Source organism: Escherichia sp. KTE96 (assembly GCF_000408525.1).
In the GTDB taxonomy this organism is placed as follows: domain Bacteria; phylum Pseudomonadota; class Gammaproteobacteria; order Enterobacterales; family Enterobacteriaceae; genus Escherichia; species Escherichia marmotae.
Map to the genome: position 1 here is coordinate 1917774 of NZ_KE137149.1, position 23971 is coordinate 1941744.

22 protein-coding genes and 1 tRNA gene are annotated in these 23971 nt (G+C 50.1%); 12 read left to right on the forward strand and 11 right to left on the reverse strand.

The features are described 5' to 3' along the window. The 3 genes from A1WG_RS05640 to pnuC all read left to right on the forward strand — a co-directional run bounded on the left by A1WG_RS05640 (position 1) and on the right by pnuC (position 2142). Positions 1-76 (forward strand) — tRNA-Lys (locus tag A1WG_RS05640). Positions 77-341: 265 nt separating this feature from the next. Next, the gene (nadA, locus tag A1WG_RS05635) at positions 342-1385 is read left to right on the forward strand and encodes a quinolinate synthase NadA (RefSeq protein WP_001516010.1); all 1044 of its coding nucleotides are present in this window, start codon (positions 342-344) and stop codon (positions 1383-1385) included. Between the two features lie 37 nt (positions 1386-1422). After that, on the forward strand, positions 1423-2142 hold the full coding sequence (pnuC, locus tag A1WG_RS05630; RefSeq protein WP_001516011.1) for a nicotinamide riboside transporter PnuC: 720 nt from the start codon (positions 1423-1425) through the stop codon (positions 2140-2142). Here the strand turns inward: pnuC and zitB are convergent. After that, positions 2139-3074, reverse strand: coding sequence for a CDF family zinc transporter ZitB (gene zitB / locus A1WG_RS05625; protein WP_001516012.1), 936 nt, complete (start codon positions 3072-3074; stop codon positions 2139-2141). The two genes, pnuC and zitB, sit on opposite strands and share 4 nt — an antisense overlap. 113 nt (positions 3075-3187) lie before the next feature. After that, a complete protein-coding gene (locus tag A1WG_RS05620; RefSeq protein WP_000784357.1) occupies positions 3188-3568 on the reverse strand; it encodes a YbgS-like family protein in 381 nt (126 codons plus the stop codon). 315 nt (positions 3569-3883) lie between these two features. On the opposite strand from A1WG_RS05620, the gene aroG reads away from it, so the two are divergent. After that, positions 3884-4936, forward strand: coding sequence for a 3-deoxy-7-phosphoheptulonate synthase AroG (gene aroG, locus A1WG_RS05615; RefSeq protein ID WP_001109190.1), 1053 nt, complete (start codon positions 3884-3886; stop codon positions 4934-4936). 172 nt (positions 4937-5108) lie between these two features. On the opposite strand, the gene gpmA is transcribed toward aroG, so the two are convergent. The 7 genes from gpmA to modE form a co-directional block, all read right to left on the reverse strand. Next, positions 5109-5861, reverse strand: coding sequence for a 2,3-diphosphoglycerate-dependent phosphoglycerate mutase (gene gpmA, locus A1WG_RS05610; protein ID WP_001295305.1), 753 nt, complete (start codon positions 5859-5861; stop codon positions 5109-5111). A 202-nt stretch (positions 5862-6063) separates the two neighbouring features. Then, positions 6064-7104, reverse strand: coding sequence for a galactose-1-epimerase (gene galM, locus A1WG_RS05605; protein WP_001516013.1), 1041 nt, complete (start codon positions 7102-7104; stop codon positions 6064-6066). After that, positions 7098-8246, reverse strand: a complete 1149-nt coding sequence (gene galK, locus A1WG_RS05600; protein WP_001516014.1) for a galactokinase — start codon at positions 8244-8246, stop codon at positions 7098-7100. Before galK ends, galM begins: the two co-directional genes overlap by 7 nt. A 3-nt stretch (positions 8247-8249) precedes the next feature. Further along, entirely contained in the window at positions 8250-9296 is a 1047-nt protein-coding gene (galT, locus tag A1WG_RS05595; RefSeq protein WP_000191515.1) for a galactose-1-phosphate uridylyltransferase, read from the reverse strand. 9 nt (positions 9297-9305) lie between these two features. Next, positions 9306-10322, reverse strand: a complete 1017-nt coding sequence (galE, locus tag A1WG_RS05590) for a UDP-glucose 4-epimerase GalE (RefSeq protein ID WP_001516015.1) — start codon at positions 10320-10322, stop codon at positions 9306-9308. 260 nt (positions 10323-10582) lie between these two features. Beyond that, positions 10583-12055 carry a molybdate ABC transporter ATP-binding protein ModF gene (gene modF, locus A1WG_RS05585; RefSeq protein ID WP_001516016.1) on the reverse strand — a complete coding sequence of 491 codons (1473 nt, stop codon included), beginning with the start codon at positions 12053-12055 and terminating at the stop codon, positions 10583-10585. A 67-nt stretch (positions 12056-12122) separates the two neighbouring features. Continuing rightward, positions 12123-12911, reverse strand: coding sequence for a molybdenum-dependent transcriptional regulator (gene modE, locus A1WG_RS05580; protein ID WP_001147452.1), 789 nt, complete (start codon positions 12909-12911; stop codon positions 12123-12125). 128 nt (positions 12912-13039) lie between these two features. Here modE and acrZ point away from each other — a divergent pair, with 128 nt between their 5' ends. The 4 genes from acrZ to modC all read left to right on the forward strand — a co-directional run bounded on the left by acrZ (position 13040) and on the right by modC (position 15879). Next, the gene (gene acrZ / locus A1WG_RS05575; RefSeq protein ID WP_000891515.1) at positions 13040-13189 is read left to right on the forward strand and encodes a multidrug efflux pump accessory protein AcrZ; all 150 of its coding nucleotides are present in this window, start codon (positions 13040-13042) and stop codon (positions 13187-13189) included. Positions 13190-13355: 166 nt separating this feature from the next. Then, positions 13356-14129: a molybdate ABC transporter substrate-binding protein gene (modA, locus tag A1WG_RS05570; protein ID WP_001516017.1), complete on the forward strand. Its 774-nt coding sequence runs from the start codon at positions 13356-13358 to the stop codon at positions 14127-14129. Further along, positions 14129-14818, forward strand: a complete 690-nt coding sequence (modB, locus tag A1WG_RS05565) for a molybdate ABC transporter permease subunit (protein ID WP_000604034.1) — start codon at positions 14129-14131, stop codon at positions 14816-14818. Before modA ends, modB begins: the two co-directional genes overlap by 1 nt. Positions 14819-14820: 2 nt before the next feature. After that, positions 14821-15879 carry a molybdenum ABC transporter ATP-binding protein ModC gene (gene modC / locus A1WG_RS05560; protein WP_000891658.1) on the forward strand — a complete coding sequence of 353 codons (1059 nt, stop codon included), beginning with the start codon at positions 14821-14823 and terminating at the stop codon, positions 15877-15879. Here modC and ybhA read toward each other — a convergent pair whose 3' ends face one another. Continuing rightward, on the reverse strand, positions 15880-16698 hold the full coding sequence (ybhA, locus tag A1WG_RS05555) for a bifunctional pyridoxal phosphate/fructose-1,6-bisphosphate phosphatase (RefSeq protein WP_000213424.1): 819 nt from the start codon (positions 16696-16698) through the stop codon (positions 15880-15882). It abuts the gene before it with no gap. Between the two features lie 154 nt (positions 16699-16852). Between ybhA and pgl the strand changes: the two genes are divergently transcribed. Next, complete coding sequence (pgl, locus tag A1WG_RS05550) at positions 16853-17848, forward strand: 6-phosphogluconolactonase (RefSeq protein ID WP_000815435.1); 996 nt, start codon at positions 16853-16855, stop codon at positions 17846-17848. A gap of 41 nt (positions 17849-17889) precedes the next feature. Here pgl and A1WG_RS05545 read toward each other — a convergent pair whose 3' ends face one another. Then, a complete protein-coding gene (locus A1WG_RS05545) occupies positions 17890-18843 on the reverse strand; it encodes a LysR family transcriptional regulator (protein ID WP_016242612.1) in 954 nt (317 codons plus the stop codon). A 183-nt stretch (positions 18844-19026) separates the two neighbouring features. Here A1WG_RS05545 and A1WG_RS05540 point away from each other — a divergent pair, with 183 nt between their 5' ends. The 3 genes from A1WG_RS05540 (at position 19027) to A1WG_RS05530 (ending at position 23917) form a co-directional block, all read left to right on the forward strand. Next, entirely contained in the window at positions 19027-20079 is a 1053-nt protein-coding gene (locus A1WG_RS05540; protein ID WP_001516020.1) for a 4-oxalomesaconate tautomerase, read from the forward strand. Between the two features lie 75 nt (positions 20080-20154). Beyond that, positions 20155-21588: an anion permease gene (locus A1WG_RS05535; RefSeq protein ID WP_001036492.1), complete on the forward strand. Its 1434-nt coding sequence runs from the start codon at positions 20155-20157 to the stop codon at positions 21586-21588. Between the two features lie 67 nt (positions 21589-21655). Continuing rightward, positions 21656-23917: a hydratase gene (locus A1WG_RS05530; RefSeq protein ID WP_001516021.1), complete on the forward strand. Its 2262-nt coding sequence runs from the start codon at positions 21656-21658 to the stop codon at positions 23915-23917. The last annotated feature ends 54 nt before the right edge of the window (positions 23918-23971 follow it).

Sequence of the window (23971 nt, forward strand, 5' to 3'; positions counted from 1 at the left end):
GGGTCGTTAGCTCAGTTGGTAGAGCAGTTGACTTTTAATCAATTGGTCGCAGGTTCGAATCCTGCACGACCCACCAATGTGAAAAGGCACCCTAAAAGTGCCTTTTTGCTATCTTAACATCCCTCGATTTTAATTCGTAAGTTCCCACGCTTGATGAGTGAATAACCTTATGTAGGTCGGATAAGCGCAAAGCGTTGCATCCAATATCACGTACGTAATTCTTGTGACTTTTCCCTGCCATTCGGTTATCTTGTTTAGCATATAAAACAAATGAAATCGGTAATAGCGATATCACGCTTCATATCGGTTTAAATGTTAAGTCTGCAAAACGAGATAGCAAGATGAGCGTGATGTTTGATCCTGAAGCAGCGATTTATCCTTTCCCAGCAAAGCCGACGCCGTTAAGCATTGATGAAAAAGCGTATTACCGCGAGAAAATAAAACACCTGCTGAAAGAACATAATGCGGTTATGGTCGCCCACTACTACACCGACCCTGAAATCCAACAACTGGCGGAGGAAACCGGCGGCTGCATTTCCGATTCGCTGGAAATGGCGCGCTTTGGTGCAAAGCATCCTGCTTCTACGCTGTTAGTTGCTGGGGTGAGATTTATGGGAGAAACCGCCAAAATCCTCAGCCCGGAAAAAACAATTCTGATGCCCACACTTAAGGCCGAATGTTCACTGGATCTCGGGTGCCCCATTGAAGAATTTAACGCATTTTGTGATGCCCATCCCGATCGTACTGTCGTCGTCTACGCTAACACGTCTGCTGCGGTAAAAGCGCGTGCAGATTGGGTGGTGACTTCAAGCATTGCCGTCGAACTTATTGATCATCTGGATAGTTTGGGGGAAAAAATCATCTGGGCACCAGACAAACATTTGGGGCGTTACGTGCAAAAACAGACGGGCGCAGACATCTTATGCTGGCAAGGTGCCTGCATCGTTCATGATGAGTTTAAGACTCAGGCGTTAACCCACTTACAAAAACAATACCCTGACGCTGCCATACTGGTACATCCGGAGTCACCCCAGGCCATTGTCGATATGGCCGATGCGGTCGGTTCCACAAGTCAGTTGATCAATGCTGCGAAAACATTGCCGCATCAACGGCTTATTGTGGCGACGGATCGGGGGATCTTCTACAAAATGCAGCAAGCGGTGCCTGACAAGGAGCTACTGGAAGCGCCAACCGCTGGCGAGGGTGCAACCTGCCGTAGCTGTGCGCATTGCCCGTGGATGGCCATGAATGGCCTCCAGGCCATCGCAGAGGCATTAGAACAGGGAGGAAGCAAACACGAGGTTCATGTTGATGAAAAGCTGCGAGAGAGGGCGCTGGTGCCGCTCAACCGTATGCTGGATTTTGCGGCTACACTACGTGGATAGCTGACAATAAGGCATCATGCTACGCATTGGAGGAAAGATGGATTTTTTTAGCACACAGAACATTCTGGTTCATATACCGATCGGTACTGGCGGTTACGATCTCTCATGGATCGAAGCGGTAGGGACGATCGCTGGGTTACTGTGTATTGGCCTTGCCAGCCTGGAGAAGATCAGCAACTACTTTTTTGGTCTGATCAACGTTACCTTGTTTGGCATTATTTTCTTTCAGATTCAATTGTATGCCAGCTTACTGCTGCAGGTATTTTTCTTTGCCGCTAACATTTATGGCTGGTATGCCTGGTCGCGACAAACCAGTCAGCATGAAGCCGAGTTGAAAATTCGCTGGCTGCCACTGCCGAAGGCATTAACCTGGTTGGTTGTTTGCGTCGTTGCCATTGGTCTGATGACGGTATTTATCAACCCGGTATTTGCGTTCCTGACCCGCGTGGCGGTAATGATTATGCAAGCGTTGGGTCTACAAGTGGCGATGCCAGAATTGCAACCAGACGCCTTCCCATTCTGGGATTCCTGCATGATGGTACTCTCCATCGTGGCAATGATCCTGATGACACGTAAATACGTCGAAAACTGGTTACTGTGGGTCATTATTAACGTGATCAGCGTGGTGATTTTCGCCTTGCAGGGGGTTTATGCCATGTCGCTGGAGTATCTGATCCTGACCTTTATTGCCCTGAACGGCAGCCGGATGTGGATAAACAGCGCACGCGAAAGAGGTTCACGCGCGCTGTCTCATTAATGGTGATGATGTGAATGGCCGGAAACCCCTTGATTAAGGTGGCAATCCGGCCCATGACAAGGCTGATATTCCATCTGAATCGTGGCGTGCTCAATCTGATAGTTGTCCATCAGATAGTGTTGGATCTTGTCCAACAATGCGTCGTGATCGTGTGGCGGGATCACCTGCACATGCAGCGTCATTACTGGCTTCTCGCCCACCATCCACACGTGTACATGATGCACATTGCGCACTTCCGGGATTTCCCGGCACATGCGGCGCTTCAGTTCAGCGATATCCAGCGAAACCGGCGCACCTTCAAGTAATTCATTCACGCTGTCTTTCAATAATCGCCAGGCACTGCGCAGAACCAGAAGTGAAACGAGAATGGAAAGAATAGGGTCAGCAGGCGTCCACCCGATCCAGATAATAATCAACGCCGCGATGATAGCGCCGACAGAACCCAGCAGATCCCCCAGGACATGCAACGCTGCCGCGCGTACATTGAGATTTTTCTCTTCACTGCCACGATGCAGCAACCAGAAAGAAAGCACATTCGCCAGCAATCCAGCCACGGCAATAGTCATCATCATACCGCCTTCAACCGGACGTGGCGTGCGGAAGCGTTCTATCGCCTCCCAGACAATCAAAATAGTAATCACCACCAGGGCGATGGCATTTACAAACGCCGCGAGGGTGGTCAATCGAAGCCAGCCGAAAGTATGGCGAATGGTGGGGGGACGACGGGAAAATTGAACGGCAAGTAGGGCGAAAAGCAGGGCGGCAGTATCGGTCAGCATATGACCCGCATCAGCCAGCAATGCCAGAGAACCGGAAAGAAAGCCGCCAATAACTTCAACCAGCATAAAACCGGCGGTAACGCCGAAAGCATATAACAAGCGACGAGCATTATTATCTTCTGGCAGATGTGCGGAAGTGTGTGAGTGCGCCATGACGAGTCATCCCTTAATTAATCTCACTTAACTTTACGACATCATACTGCTTTTAGAAGGGAAAAATTAAAAGGGAGAGACTCCGCTCTCCCTGTATTGGCTTTATTGCAGGATTACTGTGTTGTACCGTCGGTTTTGGTATCGACATCATTGTTGATGCCATCACCGGTTTGGACTTTTTTATTGATGTCCGGACAGCGACCATCTTTGCACATCGTATTTTTGTGCTCTTCATCTTTGGTCATGCCATCATTATCCATTGATGAACCGTTCGGGTGCAGCATGGTGCCGCCCGAGTTGCTATTAACCCCGCTATTATCGACGTTATTTGGCGCGACATTTTCACGGGCATCTGGGGCAACCTGGCCCGCATCAGCCGCAGCGTTTGCCTGGCCGTTATTAGTTTGTGCGCCGCTATCGGCAGCCAGTGCAGCTCCGCTGGCAAGACTAAGAGTGGCAGTCAGAAATAGAGTGGCCAGTTTTGTCATTTTCATACGATGCTCCTGTTATGGTCGTTATGTCGGATAACCTCTTCCAACAGTGCATTTGCAGGTGATTGTCAGGCAATGGTTTAAGATTTCAGCCAGAAGAATAAATCCAGCAGAGAATCTTGAAAAAATTAATAAACAAAGAAGTTACAGTTAGAAATTGTAGGTGAGATCTCGTTTTTCGCGACAATCTGGCGTTTTTCTTGCTAATTCCAGGATTATTCCGTTCATAGTGTAAAACCCCGTTTACACATTCTGACGGAAGATATAGATTGGAACTATTGCATTCACTAAATTAAGTATGGCAACACTGGAACAGACATGAATTATCAGAACGACGATTTACGCATCAAAGAAATCAAAGAGTTACTTCCGCCTGTCGCACTGCTGGAAAAATTCCCCGCTACCGAAAATGCCGCGAATACGGTTGCCCATGCCCGTAAAGCGATCCACAAGATCCTGAAAGGTAATGATGATCGCCTGTTAGTGGTGATTGGCCCTTGTTCAATTCATGATCCTGTAGCCGCTAAAGAGTATGCAACCCGCTTGCTGGCGCTGCGTGAAGAGCTGAAAGACGAGCTGGAAATCGTCATGCGTGTCTATTTTGAAAAGCCGCGTACGACAGTGGGTTGGAAAGGGTTGATCAACGATCCGCATATGGATAACAGTTTCCAGATCAACGACGGTTTGCGCATTGCTCGTAAATTGCTGCTCGACATTAACGATAGTGGCCTGCCAGCAGCAGGTGAGTTTCTCGATATGATCACCCCGCAGTATCTGGCCGACCTGATGAGTTGGGGCGCAATTGGCGCACGTACAACCGAATCGCAGGTTCACCGTGAACTGGCGTCTGGTCTTTCTTGCCCGGTAGGATTCAAAAATGGCACCGATGGCACGATTAAAGTGGCTATTGATGCCATTAATGCTGCTGGTGCGCCACACTGCTTCCTGTCAGTGACCAAATGGGGTCATTCGGCAATTGTGAATACCAGCGGTAACGGCGATTGCCATATCATTCTGCGCGGCGGTAAAGAGCCTAACTACAGTGCGAAACACGTTGCTGAAGTGAAAGAAGGGCTGAAAAAAGCGGGTTTACCGGCGCAGGTGATGATTGATTTCAGCCATGCAAATTCGTCCAAACAATTCAAAAAGCAGATGGAAGTTTGCGCTGACGTTTGCCAGCAGATTGCCGGTGGTGAAAATGCCATTATTGGCGTGATGGTGGAAAGTCACCTGGTTGAAGGGAACCAGAGTCTGGAAAGCGGTGAGCCGCTGGCCTATGGCAAGAGCATCACCGATGCCTGCATTGGCTGGGAAGATACCGACTCTCTGTTACGTCAACTGGCGAACGCCGTAAAAGCACGTCGCGGATAAGGTTTATAGTCCCGACCTGCGAATCGCCATGACTGTACGTTTGTAGGCCTGATAAGACGCGTAGCGTCGCATCAGGCAATGTGCTCCGTTGTTAGTTACGTACGCCTTGTGCAAAAACAAAAAAAGCCGACTCACTTGCAGTCGGCTTTCTCATTTTTTCAACGGATTACGCTTACTTTGCTTTACCCTGGTTCGCAACGGCCGCTGCTTTCGCCGCGATCTCGTCAGCATTACCCAGGTAATAACGTTTCAGAGGTTTGAAGTTTTCGTCAAACTCATACACCAGCGGTACGCCAGTCGGGATATTCAGCTCAAGGATCTCTTCTTCACTCATGTTATCGAGATATTTCACCAGCGCACGCAGGGAGTTACCATGTGCCGCGATGATCACGCGCTCACCGCTCTTCATGCGTGGCAGAATGGTTTCATTCCAGTAAGGGATCACGCGGTCAATGGTCAGCGCCAGGCTTTCCGTCAGCGGCAGCTCTTTTTCGCTCAGTTTAGCGTAACGCGGATCGTGGCCCGGATAACGCTCATCATCTTTAGTCAGTTCCGGCGGAGTTACCGCAAAACCACGACGCCACTGTTTCACCTGCTCGTCGCCATATTTTTCAGCGGTTTCCGCTTTGTTCAGACCCTGCAACGCACCGTAGTGACGTTCGTTCAATTTCCAGGATTTCTCAACGGGCAGCCATGCCTGATCCAGTTCGTCCAGCACATTCCACAGAGTATGGATAGCGCGCTTCAGCACAGAGGTGTAAGCAAAGTCAAAGCTGTAACCTTCCTCTTTCAGCAGCTTGCCTGCTGCTTTTGCTTCGCTTACGCCTTTCTCAGACAGATCCACGTCGTACCAACCGGTGAAACGGTTTTCTTTATTCCACTGGCTTTCGCCATGACGAACCAGAACCAGCTTAGTTACAGCCATATACTTACTCCTCAAATCATTATTTAATGATAATAATTCTCATTATATTGCCGTGGGATAACAACAGCAATGCTTACGCATAACCATAGCGAAAATAGTGTCGCAGTGTAAGGTTGTTGTGAATATTGAGTTGCAAATATGTCTTCATTTGCTGGCAAGATGAACGATACGATGAGAAAGCCCTCATATTGAGGGCTTGAAGTCACTGTGCAATAAACTGATATTCCGTCAGGTTGGAATACTCTTCGCCTGGGCGTAAGAAACAGTCCGGCTGTGGCCATTCAGGATGGTTCGGGCTGTCCGGCAAAAACTCGCTTTCCAGCGCCAGACCTTGCCAGTCGGCGTAAGGTTCTGTTCCCCGTGAGGGTGTGCCACCAAGGAAGTTGCCGGAGTAAAATTGCAAAGCCGGAGCGGTGGTGTAGACCTTAAGCTGCAATTTCTCATCTGCTGACCAGACATGCGCTGCCACTTTCTTGCCATCGCCTTTGGCCTGCAACAAGAACGCGTGATCGTAACCTTTCACTTTGCGCTGATCTTCGTCGGCAAGAAACTCACTGGCGATGATTTTGGCGCTGCGGAAATCAAAAGACGTACCGGCAACAGATTTCAGTCCGTCGTGCGGAATACCGCTTTCATCTACCGGCAGATATTCGTCAGCCAGAATCTGCAGCTTGTGATTACGCACGTCAGACTGTTCACCGTCGAGGTTGAAATAGACGTGGTTAGTCATATTCACCGGGCAAGGTTTATCAACCGTGGCGCGATAGGTGATAGAGATACGGTTATCATCGGTCAGACGATACTGCACCGTCGCGCCGAGATTACCCGGAAAGCCCTGATCGCCATCTTCTGAAGTCAGGGCAAACAGCACCTGACGATCGTTCTGATTTACAATCTGCCAGCGACGTTTATCGAATCCTTCCGGGCCGCCGTGTAGCTGGTTGACACCCTGACTTGGCAACAGCGTGACAGTTTCGTCGTCAAAGGTATAACGGCTATTGGCGATACGGTTGGCATAGCGACCAATAGAGGCCCCCAGAAATGCGGCCTGATCCTGATAGCATTCCGGGCTGGCACAGCCGAGCAGCGCCTCGCGGACGCTGCCATCGGAAAGCGGAATACGGGCGGAAAGTAAAGTTGCACCCCAGTCCATCAGCGTGACTACCATCCCTGCGTTGTTACGCAAAGTTAACAGTCGGTACGGCTGACCATCGGGTGCCAGTGCGGGAGTTTCATTCAGCACTGTCCTGCTCCTTGTGATGGTTTACACACGTAAAAAGTCTCTTTAATGCCTGTTTTTGCTTCATATTGTTCAGCAACAGCGTGCTGTACTGCAGGCACCAGTTCTTCCGGGATCAGCGCAACAATACAGCCGCCAAACCCACCACCGGTCATGCGCACGCCCCCTTTGTCGCCAATCACTGCTTTTACGATTTCTACCAGGGTGTCAATTTGCGGTACGGTGATTTCGAAATCATCGCGCATAGAGGCATGAGACTCCGCCATCAACTCACCCATACGTTTCAGGTCGCCTTGCTCCAGCGCGTTGGCAGCTTCAACGGTACGGGCGTTTTCGGTCAGAACGTGACGCACGCGTTTTGCGACGATCGGATCCAGTTCATGCGCTACGGCGTTGAACTCTTCAATGGTGACATCGCGCAGGGCTGGCTGTTGGAAGAAACGCGCACCGGTTTCACACTGTTCACGGCGGGTGTTGTATTCGCTGCCGACCAGAGTGCGTTTGAAGTTACTGTTGATAATCACCACCGCCACACCTTTCGGCATGGAAACAGCTTTAGTCCCCAGTGAGCGGCAGTCGAGCAATAATGCATGATCTTTCTTGCCCAGAGCGGAAATCAACTGATCCATGATCCCGCAGTTACAGCCCACAAACTGGTTTTCAGCTTCCTGACCGTTAAGCGCGATTTGTGCGCCGTCCAGCGGCAGATGGTAAAGCTGTTGCAATACAGTACCGACTGCGACTTCCAGCGAAGCGGAAGAACTTAACCCGGCACCCTGCGGCACGTTGCCGCTGATCACCATGTCCACGCCACCAAAGCTGTTATTGCGCAGTTGCAGATGTTTCACCACGCCACGGACATAGTTGGCCCATTGGTAGCTGTCATGCGCGACAATGGGCGCATCAAGGGAAAACTCGTCAATCTGATTTTCATAATCGGCAGCCATAACGCGTACTTTGCGATCATCACGCGGCGCACAGCTAATTACCGTTTGATAATCAATCGCGCAGGGCAGAACAAAACCATCGTTGTAGTCGGTGTGTTCGCCAATTAGATTCACGCGGCCAGGCGCCTGAATGGTATGAGTGGCAGGGTAGCCAAATGCGTTGGCAAACAGAGATTGTGTTTTTTCTTTCAGACTCATTTCTTACACTCCGGATTCGCGAAAATGGATATCGCTGACTGCACGCAAACGCTCTGCTGCCTGTTCTGCTGTCAGGTCTCGCTGGGTTTCTGCCAGCATTTCATAACCGACCATAAATTTACGCACGGTGGCAGAGCGTAACAGAGGTGGATAAAAGTGCGCGTGCAACTGCCAGTGTTGGTTCTCTTCGCCATTAAACGGCGCACCGTGCCAGCCCATCGAGTAAGGGAAGGAGCACTGGAAAAGATTGTCATAACGACTGGTCAGCTTTTTCAACGCCAGTGCCAGATCGCTGCGCTGGGCGTCGGTCAAATCGGTGATCCGCAGAACATGGGCTTTGGGCAGCAGCAACGTTTCGAACGGCCAGGCAGCCCAGTAAGGCACCACGGCTAACCAGTGTTCGGTTTCAACAACGGTACGGCTACCATCAGCCAGTTCACGCTGGACATAATCCACCAGCATGGGGGATTTCTGTTGGGCGAAATATTCTTTTTGCAGGCGGTCTTCGCGCTCAGCTTCGTTAGGCAGGAAGCTATTTGCCCAAATCTGTCCGTGCGGATGCGGGTTCGAGCAGCCCATTGCCGCCCCTTTGTTTTCAAACACCTGCACCCACGGGTACGTTTTTCCCAGCTCTGCGGTTTGTTCCTGCCAGGTTTTGACGATTTCCGTCAACGCGGCAACGCTTAACTCTGGCAGCGTTTTACTGTGATCCGGTGAAAAGCAGATCACCCTGCTGGTGCCACGTGCGCTCTGGCAACGCATCAGAGGATCGTTGCTTTCTGGTGCATCTGGCGTGTCAGACATCAATGCCGCAAAGTCATTGGTGAAAACGTAAGTCCCGGTGTAATCGGGGTTTTTATCGCCTGTAACCCGCACATTACCTGCGCAGAGGAAGCAATCAGGATCGTGCGCAGGCAACACCTGTTTAGCTGGCGTTTCCTGCGCCCCCTGCCAGGGGCGCTTTGCGCGATGCGGTGAAACCAGAATCCATTGCCCGGTGAGCGGGTTATAGCGGCGATGTGGATGATCAACGGGATTAAATTGCGTCATGGTCGTTCCTTAATCGGGATATCCCTGTGGATGGCGTGACTGCCAGTGCCAGGTGTCCTGCGCCATTTCATCGAGTGTGCGCGTTACGCGCCAGTTCAGTTCGCGGTCGGCTTTGCTGGCATCCGCCCAGTAGGCCGGGAGGTCGCCCGCACGGCGCGGTGCAAAATGATAGTTAACCGGCTTGCCGCAGGCTTTACTGAAGGCATTAACCACGTCCAGCACGCTGCTGCCTACGCCTGCACCGAGGTTGTAGATGTGTACGCCTGGCTTGTTCGCCAGTTTTTCCATCGCCACGACGTGACCGTCCGCCAGATCCATTACGTGGATGTAATCGCGAACACCAGTGCCATCTTCGGTCGGATAATCGTTACCAAAAATAGCCAGAGAGTCGCGACGGCCTACAGCAACCTGGGCGATATATGGCATCAGGTTATTCGGAATACCTTGCGGATCTTCGCCCATATCGCCCGACGGATGCGCACCAACCGGGTTGAAGTAGCGCAGCAGAGCAATGCTCCAGTCCGGCTGGGCTTTTTGCAGGTCGGTAAGGATCTGTTCCACCATCAGCTTGCTTTTGCCGTAAGGGCTTTGCGGTGTGCCGGTCGGGAAGCTCTCAACGTAAGGAATTTTGGGTTGATCGCCATAGACGGTGGCGGAGGAGCTGAAGATAAAGTTTTTGACGTTCGCGGCGCGCATGGCGCTAATCAGACGCAGGGTGCCATTGACGTTGTTATCGTAATATTCCAGCGGTTTTTGTACCGACTCGCCAACGGCTTTCAGCCCGGCGAAGTGGATCACGGTATCGATAGCGTGATCGTGCAGGATCTCGGTCATCAACGCTTCGTTGCGAATATCGCCTTCAATAAATGTCGGATGTTTGCCGCCTAAACGCTCGATAACAGGCAGTACACTGCGCTTACTGTTACAGAGGTTATCAAGAATGATGACATCATGACCGTTTTGCAGTAATTGCACACAGGTATGACTTCCAATGTAACCGCTACCACCGGTAACCAGAACTCTCATAATTCGCTCCATCAGGCTTATGGTATGAAATAACCATAGCATAACAAAGATGCGAAAAGTGTGACATGGAATAAATTAGTGGAATCGTTTACACAAGAATTTAGCCATCTTTTATGTGCGATTAAGCGATTATAAAACAGAGAGTTGGTGAATGATTGCGTCTTTTATCTGAAAAAAGAGGTGTTTTCATGCCTGGATGTGTCTAACCGTAGGCCGGATTAGGCGTTTACGCCGCATCCGGCACAGTCAGCATTACAGACTTAGCTTATTTTTGTCAGCGCATAGCGATAGAGGTCGCCATCCGGCACGAACTCCAGCCGATGGGTAATACAGGCTGGTGCATCTTCAGCGTGGTGCGAAACAAACAACAACTGCGTTTCACCTTCGCTAATCAGTATATCCACAAAACGGCGGATAAGCTGGCGATTCAGCGGGTCAAGCCCTTGTAAAGGTTCATCGAGAATAAGCAATGTAGGATGCTTCACCAACGCCCGCACGATTAACGCCAGACGCTGCTGTCCCCAGGAAAGACTATGGAAGGGCGCGTCAGCGGTGCGTTTATCAATGCCGAGAATATCCAGCCACTGTTGCACCAGTTTTTTCTGGCGATCTGAAACGGCCTGATAAATGCCAATGGAATCAAAATAACCAGAAAGGATCACGTTGCGCACGGTAGTACTGACGCGGTAATCCAGATGCAAACTACTGCTGACGTAACCGATATGCTTTTTGATATCCCAGATGGTTTCACCGCTGCCGCGACGCCGTCCGAAAAGCGTCAAATCGTTGCTGTAACCTTGCGGATGATCGCCAGTAATCAGGCTTAATAACGTCGATTTTCCCGCGCCATTTGGCCCGACAATTTGCCAGTGTTCACCAGGATTCACCTGCCAGCTAAGGTTGTTAAGAATAGGGCGATCGTTATAAGAAACCACGCCGTTGTTTAGTACAATTCGTGGTTCGCTGGCGGGTAAGGTGTGACGTGCTGAAGGCTCATCCGGCTCTGGTAGATGCACGCCATCAAGCCGCTCACTGTGTGCCAGTTGGGCGACGAGAGCCTGCCGGAGCAGTTCCTCTTTAGCGCCAGCTTCCGTTAATGTGCAATCCGCCAGCACACCGGCAAACTGGACAAATTCCGGGATCTCATCGAAGCGATTGAGTACCAATACCAGAGTAATCCCTGACTGATGTAACGAAGCGAGTAGTTCTGCCAGTTGCTGACGTGAGGCAACATCAAGACCATCGAACGGTTCATCTAAAATCAGCAAGTCAGGCTCCGACATCAGCGCCTGACACAAAAGGGTTTTGCGCGTTTCGCCAGTAGAAAGATATTTAAAACGTCGGTCGAGGAGAGCGGTAATGCTGAACTGTTGCGCCAGTTGAGCGCAACGCTGAGTATCCTTAACTTCATCCTGAATGATCTCTGCCGTGGTGCGCCCGGTGTCATCTTCGCCAGGGCTGAGCATATCGGTGTTATTACGCAGCCATTCATCGCTGACGAGCTTTTGCAATTGCTCGAAGGAGAGACGAGTGATGTGGGAAAACTGGCTTTGCCGTTCGCCTTTCAATAGCGGAAGTTCACCTGCCAGCGCGCGAGCCAGCGCCGACTTCCCGCTACCGTTAGAACCGACAAACGCCCAACTATCACCCGCGTTTAAATTTAGCTGATGCAATTGCAGCGTTTTTGTGTCGCTAAGACGAAACGTGCCTTGCAAAATTTGCAACGATGACATTTTGTATCCCATTTTGTGCAGCGATTACTGACAGGGATACGTGTTTCATAACAAATTGTCAACACGCTTAACACAGCGTGGCGATAATCACACTGTCGGCGTTAAAGTAAGCCGTGACATTTTGCCCTTGCTTAAGAGATGCGGCTTCATTTACCGGCACCGTGGCGCACAGGGTTTGCCCGTCTGGTAACGCCATTAATACTTCGCACTGTTCCGCGCCGCGCTCAATATGACTAATAATACCCGGTAATTGGTTGTCGGCACCCTGGGCCACCGTGTCATCCTGGGTAATGTTCACCCACGGCGCTTTCAGCAGAATCAACACTTCTTTGCCTTCATCCAGCCCCAGACGCGCGCCACTTTGCGCGGTAATTGCGACTTTTAACCGTGTTTTGCCGTCGGCCAGTAAGACATCAACATGCTGTTGAACGTCATCATGATCGCGTGCGGTGATGGTGCCGAACCATTGGTTACGGGCGCTGGTTTGCAGTGAGAAACGTGAGATAGCTGCCAGCAGGCTGTTCAGCGGCAGGGCGTCATCGTCACTTAACACATCAAAGGCTTTTTGCTGGATCTGGGCGAGAAGATCGTAAAGCTGAATCAGCCGCTGACCATAGCGGGTCAGTACCGCACCGCCGCCGCCTTTTCCACCCGTTGCACGCTCAACCAGCGTATGCTCACTTAACTGATTCATCTCGTTAATGGCATCCCAGGCGCTTTTATAGCTGATACCGGCATCTTTTGCCCCCTGGCTGATGGAACCGGAAAGCGCGATGTGCTTTAGTAGCGAAATGCGGCGTGGGTCGGCAAAGAGCTTTTGTTGAAGCTTAAGAGTGAGAAGGATTTCGGCCTGCATAACAATGTCCTGGCAAAAGTCTTATTGTGACGGAAAATGAGCGCCACGCAAAGCTGACCGCACAAAAGGGGAGTGCTTTTCTGTACTTAGCGGTTAGAATAATGACAGGACTATATCTGGAGTTGACCATGTTAGAGTTATTAAAAAGTCTGGTATTCGCCGTAATCATGGTACCTGTTGTGATGGCCATCATCCTGGGTCTGATTTACGGTCTTGGTGAAGTATTCAACATCTTTTCTGGTGTTGGTAAAAAAGACCAGCCCGGACAAAATCATTGATTCCATGAATGCCCGCTCAGTCGGGCATTTTCTTTTTCCTCAACTTCCTGCTTTTCCTGCCGATATTTTTTCTAACTACCTCTCAAAGGTTAACAATAACTGCTGGGAAAATTCTGAACTTGCCGTTATATTGACGCCTACATAACGTTAAATAAAGGGGTTACAAATGGCTCGTAAATGGTTAAACCTGTTTGCCGGGGCGGCGCTCTCTTTCACCGTTGCTGGCAACGCGTTGGCGGATGAAGGGAAAATCACGGTTTTTGCTGCAGCATCACTGACCAACGCGATGCAGGATATCGCCACACAGTATAAAAAAGAGAAGGGCGTGGATGTCGTTTCTTCTTTTGCCTCTTCTTCTACCTTAGCTCGTCAGATTGAAGCTGGCGCACCAGCGGATCTGTTTATTTCTGCCGATCAGAAATGGATGGATTATGCAATTGATAAAAAAGGGATTGATACCGCCACGCGTCAGACATTGCTCGGCAATAGCCTGGTCGTTGTAGCACCGAAAACCAGCGAGCAGAAAGAGTTCACCATCGATAGCAAAACTAACTGGACCACTTTACTGAATGGCGGTCGCCTGGCTGTTGGTGATCCGGAACATGTTCCGGCTGGCATTTATGCGAAAGAAGCTCTGCAAAAACTGGGCGCATGGGATACCCTCTCCCCGAAACTGGCTCCGGCAGAAGATGTTCGCGGGGCACTGGCGCTGGTTGAACGCAATGAAGCACCGCTGGGCATTGTTTACGGTTCTGACGCGGTTGCCAGCAAAGGGGTAAAAGTGGTTGCTACCTTCCCGGAAGATTCGCATAAAAAAGTGGAATATCCGGTTGCTGTCGTGGAAGGGCATAACAATGCGACAGTGAAAGCATTTTACGATTATCTGAAGGGACCGCAGGCAGCGGAAATCTTTAAACGTTACGGATTTACAACTAAGTAATGATACTGACCGATCCAGAATGGCAGGCAGTTTTATTAAGCCTGAAAGTTTCTTCCCTGGCTGTGCTGTTTAGCCTGCCGTTTGGGATCTTTTTTGCCTGGTTACTGGTGCGCTGCACGTTTCCGGGCAAAGCTCTGCTCGACAGTGTACTGCATCTACCTCTGGTGTTACCGCCAGTGGTCGTCGGTTACTTGCTGTTAGTTTCGATGGGGCGACGCGGATTTATCGGTGAACGTCTGTATGACTGGTTTGGCATTACCTTCGCGTTTAGCTGGCGTGGCGCAGTCCTCGCTGCCGCAGTCATGTCTTTTCCACTGATGGTGCGGGCGATTCGTCTGGCGCTGGAAGGGGTTGATGTCAAACTGGAACAGGCCGCAAGAACGCTGGGGGCCGGGCGTTGGCGCGTTTTCTTTACTATTACCTTACCGCTGACGTTGCCGGGAATTATCGTCGGTACGGTACTGGCTTTCGCACGTTCGCTCGGTGAATTTGGCGCCACCATCACCTTTGTTTCGAACATTCCTGGCGAAACGCGGACCATTCCTTCTGCCATGTATACCCTGATCCAGACTCCTGGCGGCGAAAGCGGCGCGGCAAGACTTTGTATTATCTCTATTGCGCTGGCGATGATCTCCCTGCTGATCTCGGAATGGCTGGCCAGAATCAGTCGTGAACGGGCGGGGCGTTAATCATGCTGGAATTGAATTTTTCCCAGACTTTGGGCAACCATTGCCTGACCATTAATGAAAAGCTGCCAGCTAATGGCATCACCGCTATCTTTGGTGTTTCCGGTGCGGGAAAAACCTCGCTAATTAACGCTATCAGTGGGCTGACTCGTCCGCAAAAAGGGCGAATTGTTCTCAATGGTCGGGTATTAAATGATGCCGAAAAAGGTATCTGCCTGACGCCGGAAAAGCGTCGCGTTGGCTATGTTTTTCAGGATGCGCGGCTGTTTCCGCATTACAAAGTGCGTGGCAATCTGCGCTATGGCATGGCGAAAAGCATGGTCGATCAGTTCGACAAACTGGTGGCGCTTTTAGGTATTGAACCCTTGCTTGACCGCTTACCGGGCAGTCTTTCCGGGGGCGAAAAACAGCGCGTGGCGATTGGTCGGGCCTTGCTGACGGCTCCGGAATTACTGTTACTGGATGAACCGCTGGCGTCGCTGGATATTCCGCGTAAACGCGAACTGTTGCCTTATTTGCAACGTTTGACGCGGGAAATCAACATTCCAATGCTCTATGTCAGCCATTCACTGGATGAGATCCTTCATCTGGCAGACCGGGTTATGGTGCTGGAAAACGGTCAGGTGAAAGCCTTTGGTGCACTGGAAGACGTCTGGGGCAGTAGCGTGATGAATCCGTGGCTGCCGAAAGAGCAACAAAGCAGCATTCTGAAAGTGACGGTACTGGAGCATCACCCGCATTATGCGATGACCGCGCTGGCGCTGGGCGATCAGCATTTGTGGGTTAATAAGCTGGACGAACCGCTGCAAGCCGCGCTACGGATTCGCATTCAGGCATCCGATGTCTCTCTGGTTTTACAACCACCGCAGCAAACCAGCATCCGCAACGTGTTGCGCGCAAAAGTGGTCAACAGTTATGACGATAATGGTCAGGTGGAAGTCGAACTGGAAGTCGGCGGTAAAACGCTGTGGGCGCGTATTAGCCCGTGGGCCAGGGACGAACTGGCAATCAGACCGGGTCTGTGGCTGTACGCGCAAATTAAAAGTGTGTCGATAACTGCCTGATTAAATCAGGTGGCTATAAATGAACTGGGCAATGCTGTCAGTGGTATTGTCACCAATCACAATGTTGGCGCGAGCTTTTACCGCGTCATCAGCATTGCCCATTGCCACACCTGTGCCAGCAGCTTCCAGCATACTGATATCATTAAAGTTATCGCCAAATGCAATCACGTTTTCCATTGACCAGCCTTGTGCTTCAATCCATTTCGTCAGACGTTTGCCTTTACTATTACCGCCGCGCGCAATATCAACCTGATCGTGCCAGGACCATTCACACTCCAACCCCAACTCGTGTTCAACATGTTTACCAAAATGCTGCAATTGCGGCAGATCATCGTGCGTCAGAGCGAATTTCCACACCGCATTAACTTCTTGTGCCGTCTCGGCCAGTGAGGCTACCTGGGTAAAAGTCGGACGTTGTTCCGGTGGCAGTGTCTGTGCCCAGTTAGAGGTACGAATAACATGCCCGGTCGGGTGCTCATAAACCATCGCATCATCCACATACATCAGACCGTGAATGTGGTGTTCATTCAACATCTCAATGAGTTGCAAGGCCTTGTTGACGGGCATTGGGTCAGCTTCCAACACAGTTTTTGCATGATAATCATACAAATAGGTGCCATTACAGCAAATAGCAGGTGTATCCAGCGCCAGTGCCTGATAAAAAGGGTGGATAGCGACGTGATGGCGACCCGTGACGATAATCAATTGATAGCCAGCCTCGCGAGCGCGGGCAAGTGCTTCTATTGATGAAGGAAGTAGGGTCTTTTTCGGGGTCAATAAGGTGCCGTCTAAGTCGAGAGCAATCACGCGTGTGGTCATGGCGTTTTCCAGATTAAGGTTAAGAATTTTCGTCTAAGTGAATGGTACACCGATACCACTATCGGACAAAATTCTGCGCTTTAATTCAGCATTCACCGCCAAAAGCGACTAATTTTAGCTGTTACAGTCAGTTGCTAAATGCAAAGGAGCATTCATGAAGCAAACCGTTTATATCGCCAGCCCTGAGAGTCAGCAAATTCACGTCTGGAACCTGAATCATGAAGGCGCACTGACGCTGACACAGGTTGTTGATGTCCCGGGGCAGGTGCAGCCGATGGTGGTCAGCCCGGATAAGCGTTATCTCTATGTTGGCGTTCGTCCGGAGTTTCGCGTACTGGCGTATCGCATTGCACCAGACGATGGCGCACTGACATTCGCCGCAGAGTCGGCGTTGCCGGGTAGCCCGACCCATATTTCCACCGATCATCAGGGACAATTTGTTTTTGTCGGCTCTTACAACGCAGGCAATGTAAGCGTAACGCGTCTGGAAGATGGCCTGCCAGTGGGCGTGGTCGATGTGGTTGAGGGACTGGACGGCTGCCATTCCGCCAATATTTCGCCGGATAACCGCACGCTGTGGGTTCCGGCATTAAAGCAGGATCGTATTTGCCTGTTTACGGTCAGCGATGACGGTCATCTGGTGGCGCAGGATCCGGCAGAAGTGACTACCGTCGAAGGTGCCGGCCCACGTCATATGGTGTTCCATCCAAACGAACAATATGCTTATTGTGTCAATGAATTAAACAGCTCAGTTGATGTCTGGGAACTGAAAGATCCGCACGGCAATATCGAATGTGTACAGACCCTGGATATGATGCCGGAAAACTTTTCCGACACCCGTTGGGCGGCTGATATTCATATCACTCCGGATGGTCGACATTTATATGCTTGTGACCGTACCGCCAGCCTGATTACCGTCTTCAGCGTCTCGGAAGATGGCAGTGTGTTAAGTAAAGAGGGCTTCCAGCCAACTGAAACCCAGCCGCGCGGCTTTAACGTCGATCACAGCGGCAAGTACCTGATTGCTGCCGGACAAAAATCTCACCACATCTCAGTGTACGAAATTGTCGGTGAGCAGGGGCTGCTGCATGAAAAAGGTCGCTATGCGGTCGGACAGGGGCCAATGTGGGTAGTGGTGAACGCACACTAACCGTTGACTTACCCGGCGCTGAATCTATTGCGCCGGGTGTATTAACTCATCTCCTGTAACGCATGTCTCTGGCGTTCGACGATATTGGTCCACAAATTGTCTTTATCGTCAGTCCACAAATTAATCAGTAAGGCAAAAAAGCGTTCTGCCGCTGGAGAAAGTACGGCATCTTTGCGGCGAATAATCCCCAATGTCCGACGAATAACCGGTTCCACCAGCGGAATACCGATGATAGAAGAATAGGGCGCATGGGGCATTGCCAGACCAGGAAGCGGCGAAATCCCCAACCCCGCCTCAACCAGTCCTAATGACGTCGAAAGATGACGCACTTCGTAAAACCAGTCCAGCTTCCAGGGCTTGTCGGCCAGTTTTTGCTCAATCAGCAGTCGGTTGCCGCTGGAGGAGCGTACACCAATCATTTTGTAACCCGCCAGTTCCTGCCATTCCACTAGCTGCTTTTTGGCTAATGGATGGTCACGCCGACAGGCCAGCACGAACGGCTCGTTGACCAGTGGGGTAAAATCAATGGATGAATTTGTGATGTTGTTCATGTTTATGCCAAAGTCAGACTCGTTACATAGCACCGACTCCATGCAATTATTCGTGCCTTGTTCCAGAATCCGCACTTTAATATTGGGATATAGCTCATTAAATTTGCCGATCGCCAACGGTAAAAAATAGAACACCGCGGTTGGAATACACGCTAATGTCACCATACCTCGATGATGAGCATTCATGCCGCGAATATTAAAAAGAGTTTCATCAAATTTATTTATTAATCCCCGAGCCTCTGGTAGCAGCATTTTTCCCGCTTTTGTTAAAGTAACCTTGCGAGTTGTACGCTCAAAGAGCTGGATATGTAAATCCTCTTCCATCTTTTTTATTCTGCGTGTTAATGCAGGTTGCGTAATATTAAGTAATTTAGCGGCGTTGTTAAATGAACTGGACTCTGCCAGCGTGACAAACGCCTTCATACTTGATAATTCATGCTTCATTACTACTCCGAAAAATGGAACCTGTGCTTTTTAGTAATTTACAGTTAAACAGTTTAACTGCAATTTAATTACTTAAATTAATGAAAAAATGTTATTAATCGTTGAGCTAAAGTCATTAGAGATGCTTTGCCCTTAATGTGACCATATCGCAATAAGTTATGTTTTTAAATTGAGGGCATTATTATGAAAAAAATACCCTGCGTGATGATGCGAGGTGGAACCTCGAGGGGGGCGTTCCTGTTAGCGGAACATTTACCCGAAGATCAAACGCAGCGCGATAAAATATTGATGGCAATTATGGGTTCCGGGAATGATCTGGAAATTGACGGTATCGGCGGCGGTAATCCGCTGACCAGTAAAGTCGCCATTATTAGCCGTTCCAGCGATTCGCGTGCTGATGTCGATTATTTGTTTGCACAGGTAATCGTCCATGAGCAGCGTGTCGATACTACGCCTAACTGCGGCAATATGTTGTCTGGCGTTGGGGCATTCGCGATTGAAAATGGTTTGATCACTGCAACGTCACCGGTTACTCGCGTGCGTATCCGCAACGTCAATACTGACACACTCATCGAAGCTGATGTGCAAACGCCAAATGGTGTCGTCGAGTACGAAGGTAGCGCCAGAATTGACGGCGTGCCAGGAACTGCCGCACCGGTCGCGCTCACTTTCCTGAATGCCGCAGGGACGAAAACTGGAAAAGTTTTCCCGACGGATAAACCGATTGATTATTTTGACGATGTTCCGGTGACCTGTATCGATATGGCCATGCCGGTGGTCATTATTCCTGCTGAATATCTTGGAAAAACAGGCTATGAATTGCCTGTGGAATTAGATGCTGATAAAGCATTATTAGCCCGTGTTGAATCTATCCGTCTGCAAGCCGGTAAAGCAATGGGGTTAGGAGATGTCAGTAATATGGTAATTCCTAAACCCGTGCTTATTTCCCCAGCGCAGAAAGGCGGTGCGATTAATGTACGTTATTTTATGCCGCATTCTTGTCATCGCGCGCTGGCGATAACCGGAGCTATTGCCATATCCAGTAGCTGTGCGCTGGAAGGCACGGTCACCCGGCAAATTGTTCCTTCAGTGGGTTACGGCAATATCAATATTGAACACCCCAGTGGTGCGCTTGACGTTCATTTAAGTAATGAAGGTCAGGATGCCACAACGTTACGTGCATCTGTTATTCGGACGACCAGAAAAATATTTTCCGGTGAAGTTTATCTTCCCTGAAAAATTTCTTTGTCGTGATAAGGACAATCAATAAAGGAATTCTGTATTAATAATACAGAAAGTGCAGGATATTAAATGAATAAAAAATCATTATGGAAGCTAATTCTTATATTAGCGATCCCGTGTATTATTGGCTTTATGCCAGCCCCGGCAGGATTAAGTGAACTGGCGTGGGTGCTTTTTGGTATTTATCTGGCAGCAATTGTAGGGCTGGTCATCAAGCCTTTCCCGGAACCTGTCGTGCTGTTAATTGCGGTTGCTGCCTCGATGGTGGTGGTGGGTAACTTATCTGGTGGAGAGTTCAAAACCACCGCCGTACTAAGTGGATACTCTTCCGGTACAACCTGGCTGGTATTCTCTGCGTTCACCTTAAGCGCCGCGTTTGTTACCACCGGCTTAGGTAAACGTATCGCTTATCTGCTGATTGGTAAAATTGGTAGCACTACCCTGGGACTGGGTTACGTTACCGTATTCCTCGATCTGGTACTGGCTCCGGCAACACCGTCTAACACCGCGCGTGCTGGCGGTATCGTATTGCCGATTATCAACAGCGTGGCGGTGGCTCTGGGTTCTGAACCGGAAAAAAGCCCGCGTCGTGTTGGGCATTACCTGATGATGTCCATTTACATGGTCACCAAAACCACCAGCTATATGTTCTTTACCGCAATGGCGGGGAACATCCTGGCGCTGAAAATGATCAACGACATTCTGCACCTGCAAATTAGCTGGGGTGGGTGGGCGCTGGCTGCCGGTTTGCCTGGCATCATTATGCTGCTGGTCACTCCACTGGTGATTTACACCATGTATCCACCAGAAATCAAAAAAGTGGATAACAAAACCATCGCCAAAGCGGGTCTTTCTGAACTGGGGCCGATGAAAATTCGCGAAAAAATGCTGCTCGGTGTATTTGTGCTGGCGCTGCTGGGATGGATTTTCAGTAAGACTCTTGGGGTTGATGAATCTACCGTGGCTATTGTTGTTATGGCGACCATGCTGCTGCTGGGTATTGTGACCTGGGAAGACGTGGTTAAAAATAAAGGCGGCTGGAATACCTTAATCTGGTACGGCGGTATTATCGGCTTAAGCTCACTATTATCGAAAGTAAAATTCTTTGAATGGTTAGCCGAAGTCTTTAAAAATAATCTGGCATTTGATGGTCACGGTAACGTTGCCTTCTTCGTGATTATTTTCCTTAGCATCATTGTGCGTTATTTCTTCGCTTCCGGTAGTGCCTATATCGTAGCTATGTTACCGGTATTTGCCATGCTGGCGAATGTCTCCGGTGCACCGTTAATGTTAACCGCGTTGGCTCTGCTGTTCTCCAACTCCTACGGCGGCATGGTCACTCACTATGGCGGCGCGGCAGGTCCGGTCATCTTCGGCGTGGGTTACAACGATATTAAATCCTGGTGGTTGGTCGGTGCGGTACTGACGATATTAACTTTCCTGGTACATATCACCCTCGGTGTATGGTGGTGGAATATGCTGATCGGCTGGAACATGCTGTAAATATTCTCAAATATCCCTTCATTATCTTTCTGCGCACTTTACGGTGCGCAGATATCTGGAGTCTCTGATGATCAAGTTGTCTGAAAAAGGCGTGTTTCTCGCCAGTAATAACGAAATAATTGCCGAAGAATATTTCACTGGCGAAATAAAAAAAGAAGAAGCCAAAAAAGGCACGATTTCCTGGTCTATTCTCTCTTCCCATAATACGTCAGGAAATATGGACAAACTTAAAATTAAGTTTGATTCATTGGCCTCACACGATATTACCTTTGTCGGGATTATTCAGACCGCCAAAGCCTCCGGGATGGAGCGTTTTCCGCTGCCGTATGTGCTGACCAATTGCCATAACTCATTGTGTGCAGTGGGTGGCACTATTAATGGCGATGACCATATTTTTGGTTTATCGGCAGCTCAGCGTTATGGCGGTATTTTTGTGCCTCCTCACATTGCGGTAATCCATCAATATATGCGTGAGATGATGGCAGGCGGCGGAAAAATGATCCTCGGGTCAGACAGCCATACCCGCTACGGTGCGTTAGGTACGATGGCGGTTGGTGAAGGCGGCGGCGAGCTGGTTAAGCAACTGCTGAATGACACCTGGGATATCGACTATCCGGGCGTAGTAGCGGTACATCTGACCGGCAAACCAGCCCCCTATGTCGGGCCGCAGGATGTGGCGCTGGCGATTATCGGCGCGGTGTTCAAAAACGGTTATGTCAAAAACAAAGTGATGGAGTTCGTGGGGCCGGGTGTTGCGGCTCTCTCTACCGATTTCCGTAACAGCGTTGACGTGATGACCACTGAAACCACCTGTTTAAGCTCCGTCTGGCAAACTGATGACGAAGTGCATAACTGGCTGGCGCTGCACGGTCGCGGTGAGGATTACAGCCAGCTTAATCCACAGCCAATGGCTTATTACGACGGCTGTATTAGCGTTGATTTAAGCGCCATCAAGCCAATGATTGCGCTGCCATTCCATCCGAGCAACGTCTATGAAATTGACACGCTGAACCAGAATCTGACTGACATTCTGCGTGAGATTGAAATTGAGTCCGAACGCGTAGCGCATGGTAAAGCCAAACTCTCGCTGCTGGATAAAGTGGAAAATGGTCGCCTGAAAGTGCAGCAGGGGATTATTGCGGGTTGCTCTGGCGGTAACTATGAAAACGTCATCGCCGCAGCAAATGCGCTGCGCGGCCAATCTTGTGGCAACAACACTTTCTCGCTGGCGGTTTACCCGTCATCACAGCCGGTGTTTATGGATTTAGCCAAAAAAGGCGTAGTGGCGGATTTGATTGGCGCAGGCGCAATCATCAGAACCGCATTCTGCGGCCCATGTTTTGGCGCGGGTGATACGCCAATCAACAACGGTTTGAGTATTCGCCACACCACGCGTAACTTCCCGAACCGTGAAGGCTCTAAGCCAGCCAATGGCCAAATGTCAGCGGTGGCGTTGATGGACGCTCGTTCTATCGCCGCAACTGCCGCAAACGGTGGGTACTTAACTTCTGCCAGCGAACTCGACTGCTGGGGCAACGTGCCGGAGTACGCCTTCGATGTAACTCCGTATAAAAACCGTGTTTATCAGGGCTTTGTGAAAGGGGCGACTCAGCAACCGCTGATCTACGGGCCGAACATCAAAGACTGGCCAGAATTAGGTGCGCTGACTGACAATATCGTCCTTAAAGTGTGTTCGAAGATCCTCGACGAAGTGACCACTACCGACGAATTGATTCCTTCCGGTGAAACCTCTTCGTATCGTTCAAATCCGATTGGTCTGGCGGAGTTTACTTTGTCACGCCGCGATCCGGGTTATGTCGGCAGAAGTAAAGCCACTGCCGAGCTGGAAAATAAACGTCTGGCGGGGAACATCAGCGAGCTGGCAGAGGTGTTTGCGCGTATTAAGCAGATTGCTGGTCAGGAAAATATTGATCCGCTGCAAACTGAAATTGGCAGCATGGTCTATGCGGTCAAACCAGGCGATGGTTCTGCGCGTGAACAGGCGGCAAGCTGCCAGCGTGTAATTGGCGGTCTGGCGAATATTGCTGAGGAATATGCGACTAAACGTTACCGTTCTAACGTCATCAACTGGGGGATGTTACCGCTGCAAATGGTGGAAGTGCCGAGCTTTGACGTGGGGGATTACATTTATATTCCAGGCATTAAATCGGCGCTGGATAATCCCGGTACGACGTTCAAAGGTTACGTGATCCATGAAGATGCGCCGGTAACGGAGATTACACTCTATATGGAGAACCTGACTGCCGAAGAGCGCGAAATTATCAAGGCGGGGAGTTTGATTAACTTCAATAAAAACCGTCAGATGTAAAAAGCGTCATGTGAATGTAGGCCGCATCCGGCACTTATTGTCGGATGCGATGCT

Bases quoted from the DNA above. Each gene is read 5' to 3' on its own strand.
- A1WG_RS05545 (WP_016242612.1), bottom strand. From the start codon at position 18,843: ATGAAGCATGAATTATCAAGTATGAAGGCGTTTGTCACGCTGGCAGAG.
- modA (WP_001516017.1), top strand. From the start codon at position 13,356: ATGGCTCGTAAATGGTTAAACCTGTTTGCCGGGGCGGCGCTCTCTTTC.
- zitB (WP_001516012.1), bottom strand. From the start codon at position 3,074: ATGGCGCACTCACACACTTCCGCACATCTGCCAGAAGATAATAATGCT.
- galK (WP_001516014.1), bottom strand. From the start codon at position 8,246: ATGAGTCTGAAAGAAAAAACACAATCTCTGTTTGCCAACGCATTTGGC.
- ybhA (WP_000213424.1), bottom strand. From the start codon at position 16,698: ATGACCACACGCGTGATTGCTCTCGACTTAGACGGCACCTTATTGACC.
- gpmA (WP_001295305.1), bottom strand. From the start codon at position 5,861: ATGGCTGTAACTAAGCTGGTTCTGGTTCGTCATGGCGAAAGCCAGTGG.
- modC (WP_000891658.1), top strand. From the start codon at position 14,821: ATGCTGGAATTGAATTTTTCCCAGACTTTGGGCAACCATTGCCTGACC.
- galT (WP_000191515.1), bottom strand. From the start codon at position 9,296: ATGACGCAATTTAATCCCGTTGATCATCCACATCGCCGCTATAACCCG.
- nadA (WP_001516010.1), top strand. From the start codon at position 342: ATGAGCGTGATGTTTGATCCTGAAGCAGCGATTTATCCTTTCCCAGCA.
- modB (WP_000604034.1), top strand. From the start codon at position 14,129: ATGATACTGACCGATCCAGAATGGCAGGCAGTTTTATTAAGCCTGAAA.
- aroG (WP_001109190.1), top strand. From the start codon at position 3,884: ATGAATTATCAGAACGACGATTTACGCATCAAAGAAATCAAAGAGTTA.
- modE (WP_001147452.1), bottom strand. From the start codon at position 12,911: ATGCAGGCCGAAATCCTTCTCACTCTTAAGCTTCAACAAAAGCTCTTT.
- A1WG_RS05535 (WP_001036492.1), top strand. From the start codon at position 20,155: ATGAATAAAAAATCATTATGGAAGCTAATTCTTATATTAGCGATCCCG.
- pnuC (WP_001516011.1), top strand. From the start codon at position 1,423: ATGGATTTTTTTAGCACACAGAACATTCTGGTTCATATACCGATCGGT.
- A1WG_RS05530 (WP_001516021.1), top strand. From the start codon at position 21,656: ATGATCAAGTTGTCTGAAAAAGGCGTGTTTCTCGCCAGTAATAACGAA.
- pgl (WP_000815435.1), top strand. From the start codon at position 16,853: ATGAAGCAAACCGTTTATATCGCCAGCCCTGAGAGTCAGCAAATTCAC.
- galE (WP_001516015.1), bottom strand. From the start codon at position 10,322: ATGAGAGTTCTGGTTACCGGTGGTAGCGGTTACATTGGAAGTCATACC.
- acrZ (WP_000891515.1), top strand. From the start codon at position 13,040: ATGTTAGAGTTATTAAAAAGTCTGGTATTCGCCGTAATCATGGTACCT.
- modF (WP_001516016.1), bottom strand. From the start codon at position 12,055: ATGTCATCGTTGCAAATTTTGCAAGGCACGTTTCGTCTTAGCGACACA.
- A1WG_RS05540 (WP_001516020.1), top strand. From the start codon at position 19,027: ATGAAAAAAATACCCTGCGTGATGATGCGAGGTGGAACCTCGAGGGGG.
- A1WG_RS05620 (WP_000784357.1), bottom strand. From the start codon at position 3,568: ATGAAAATGACAAAACTGGCCACTCTATTTCTGACTGCCACTCTTAGT.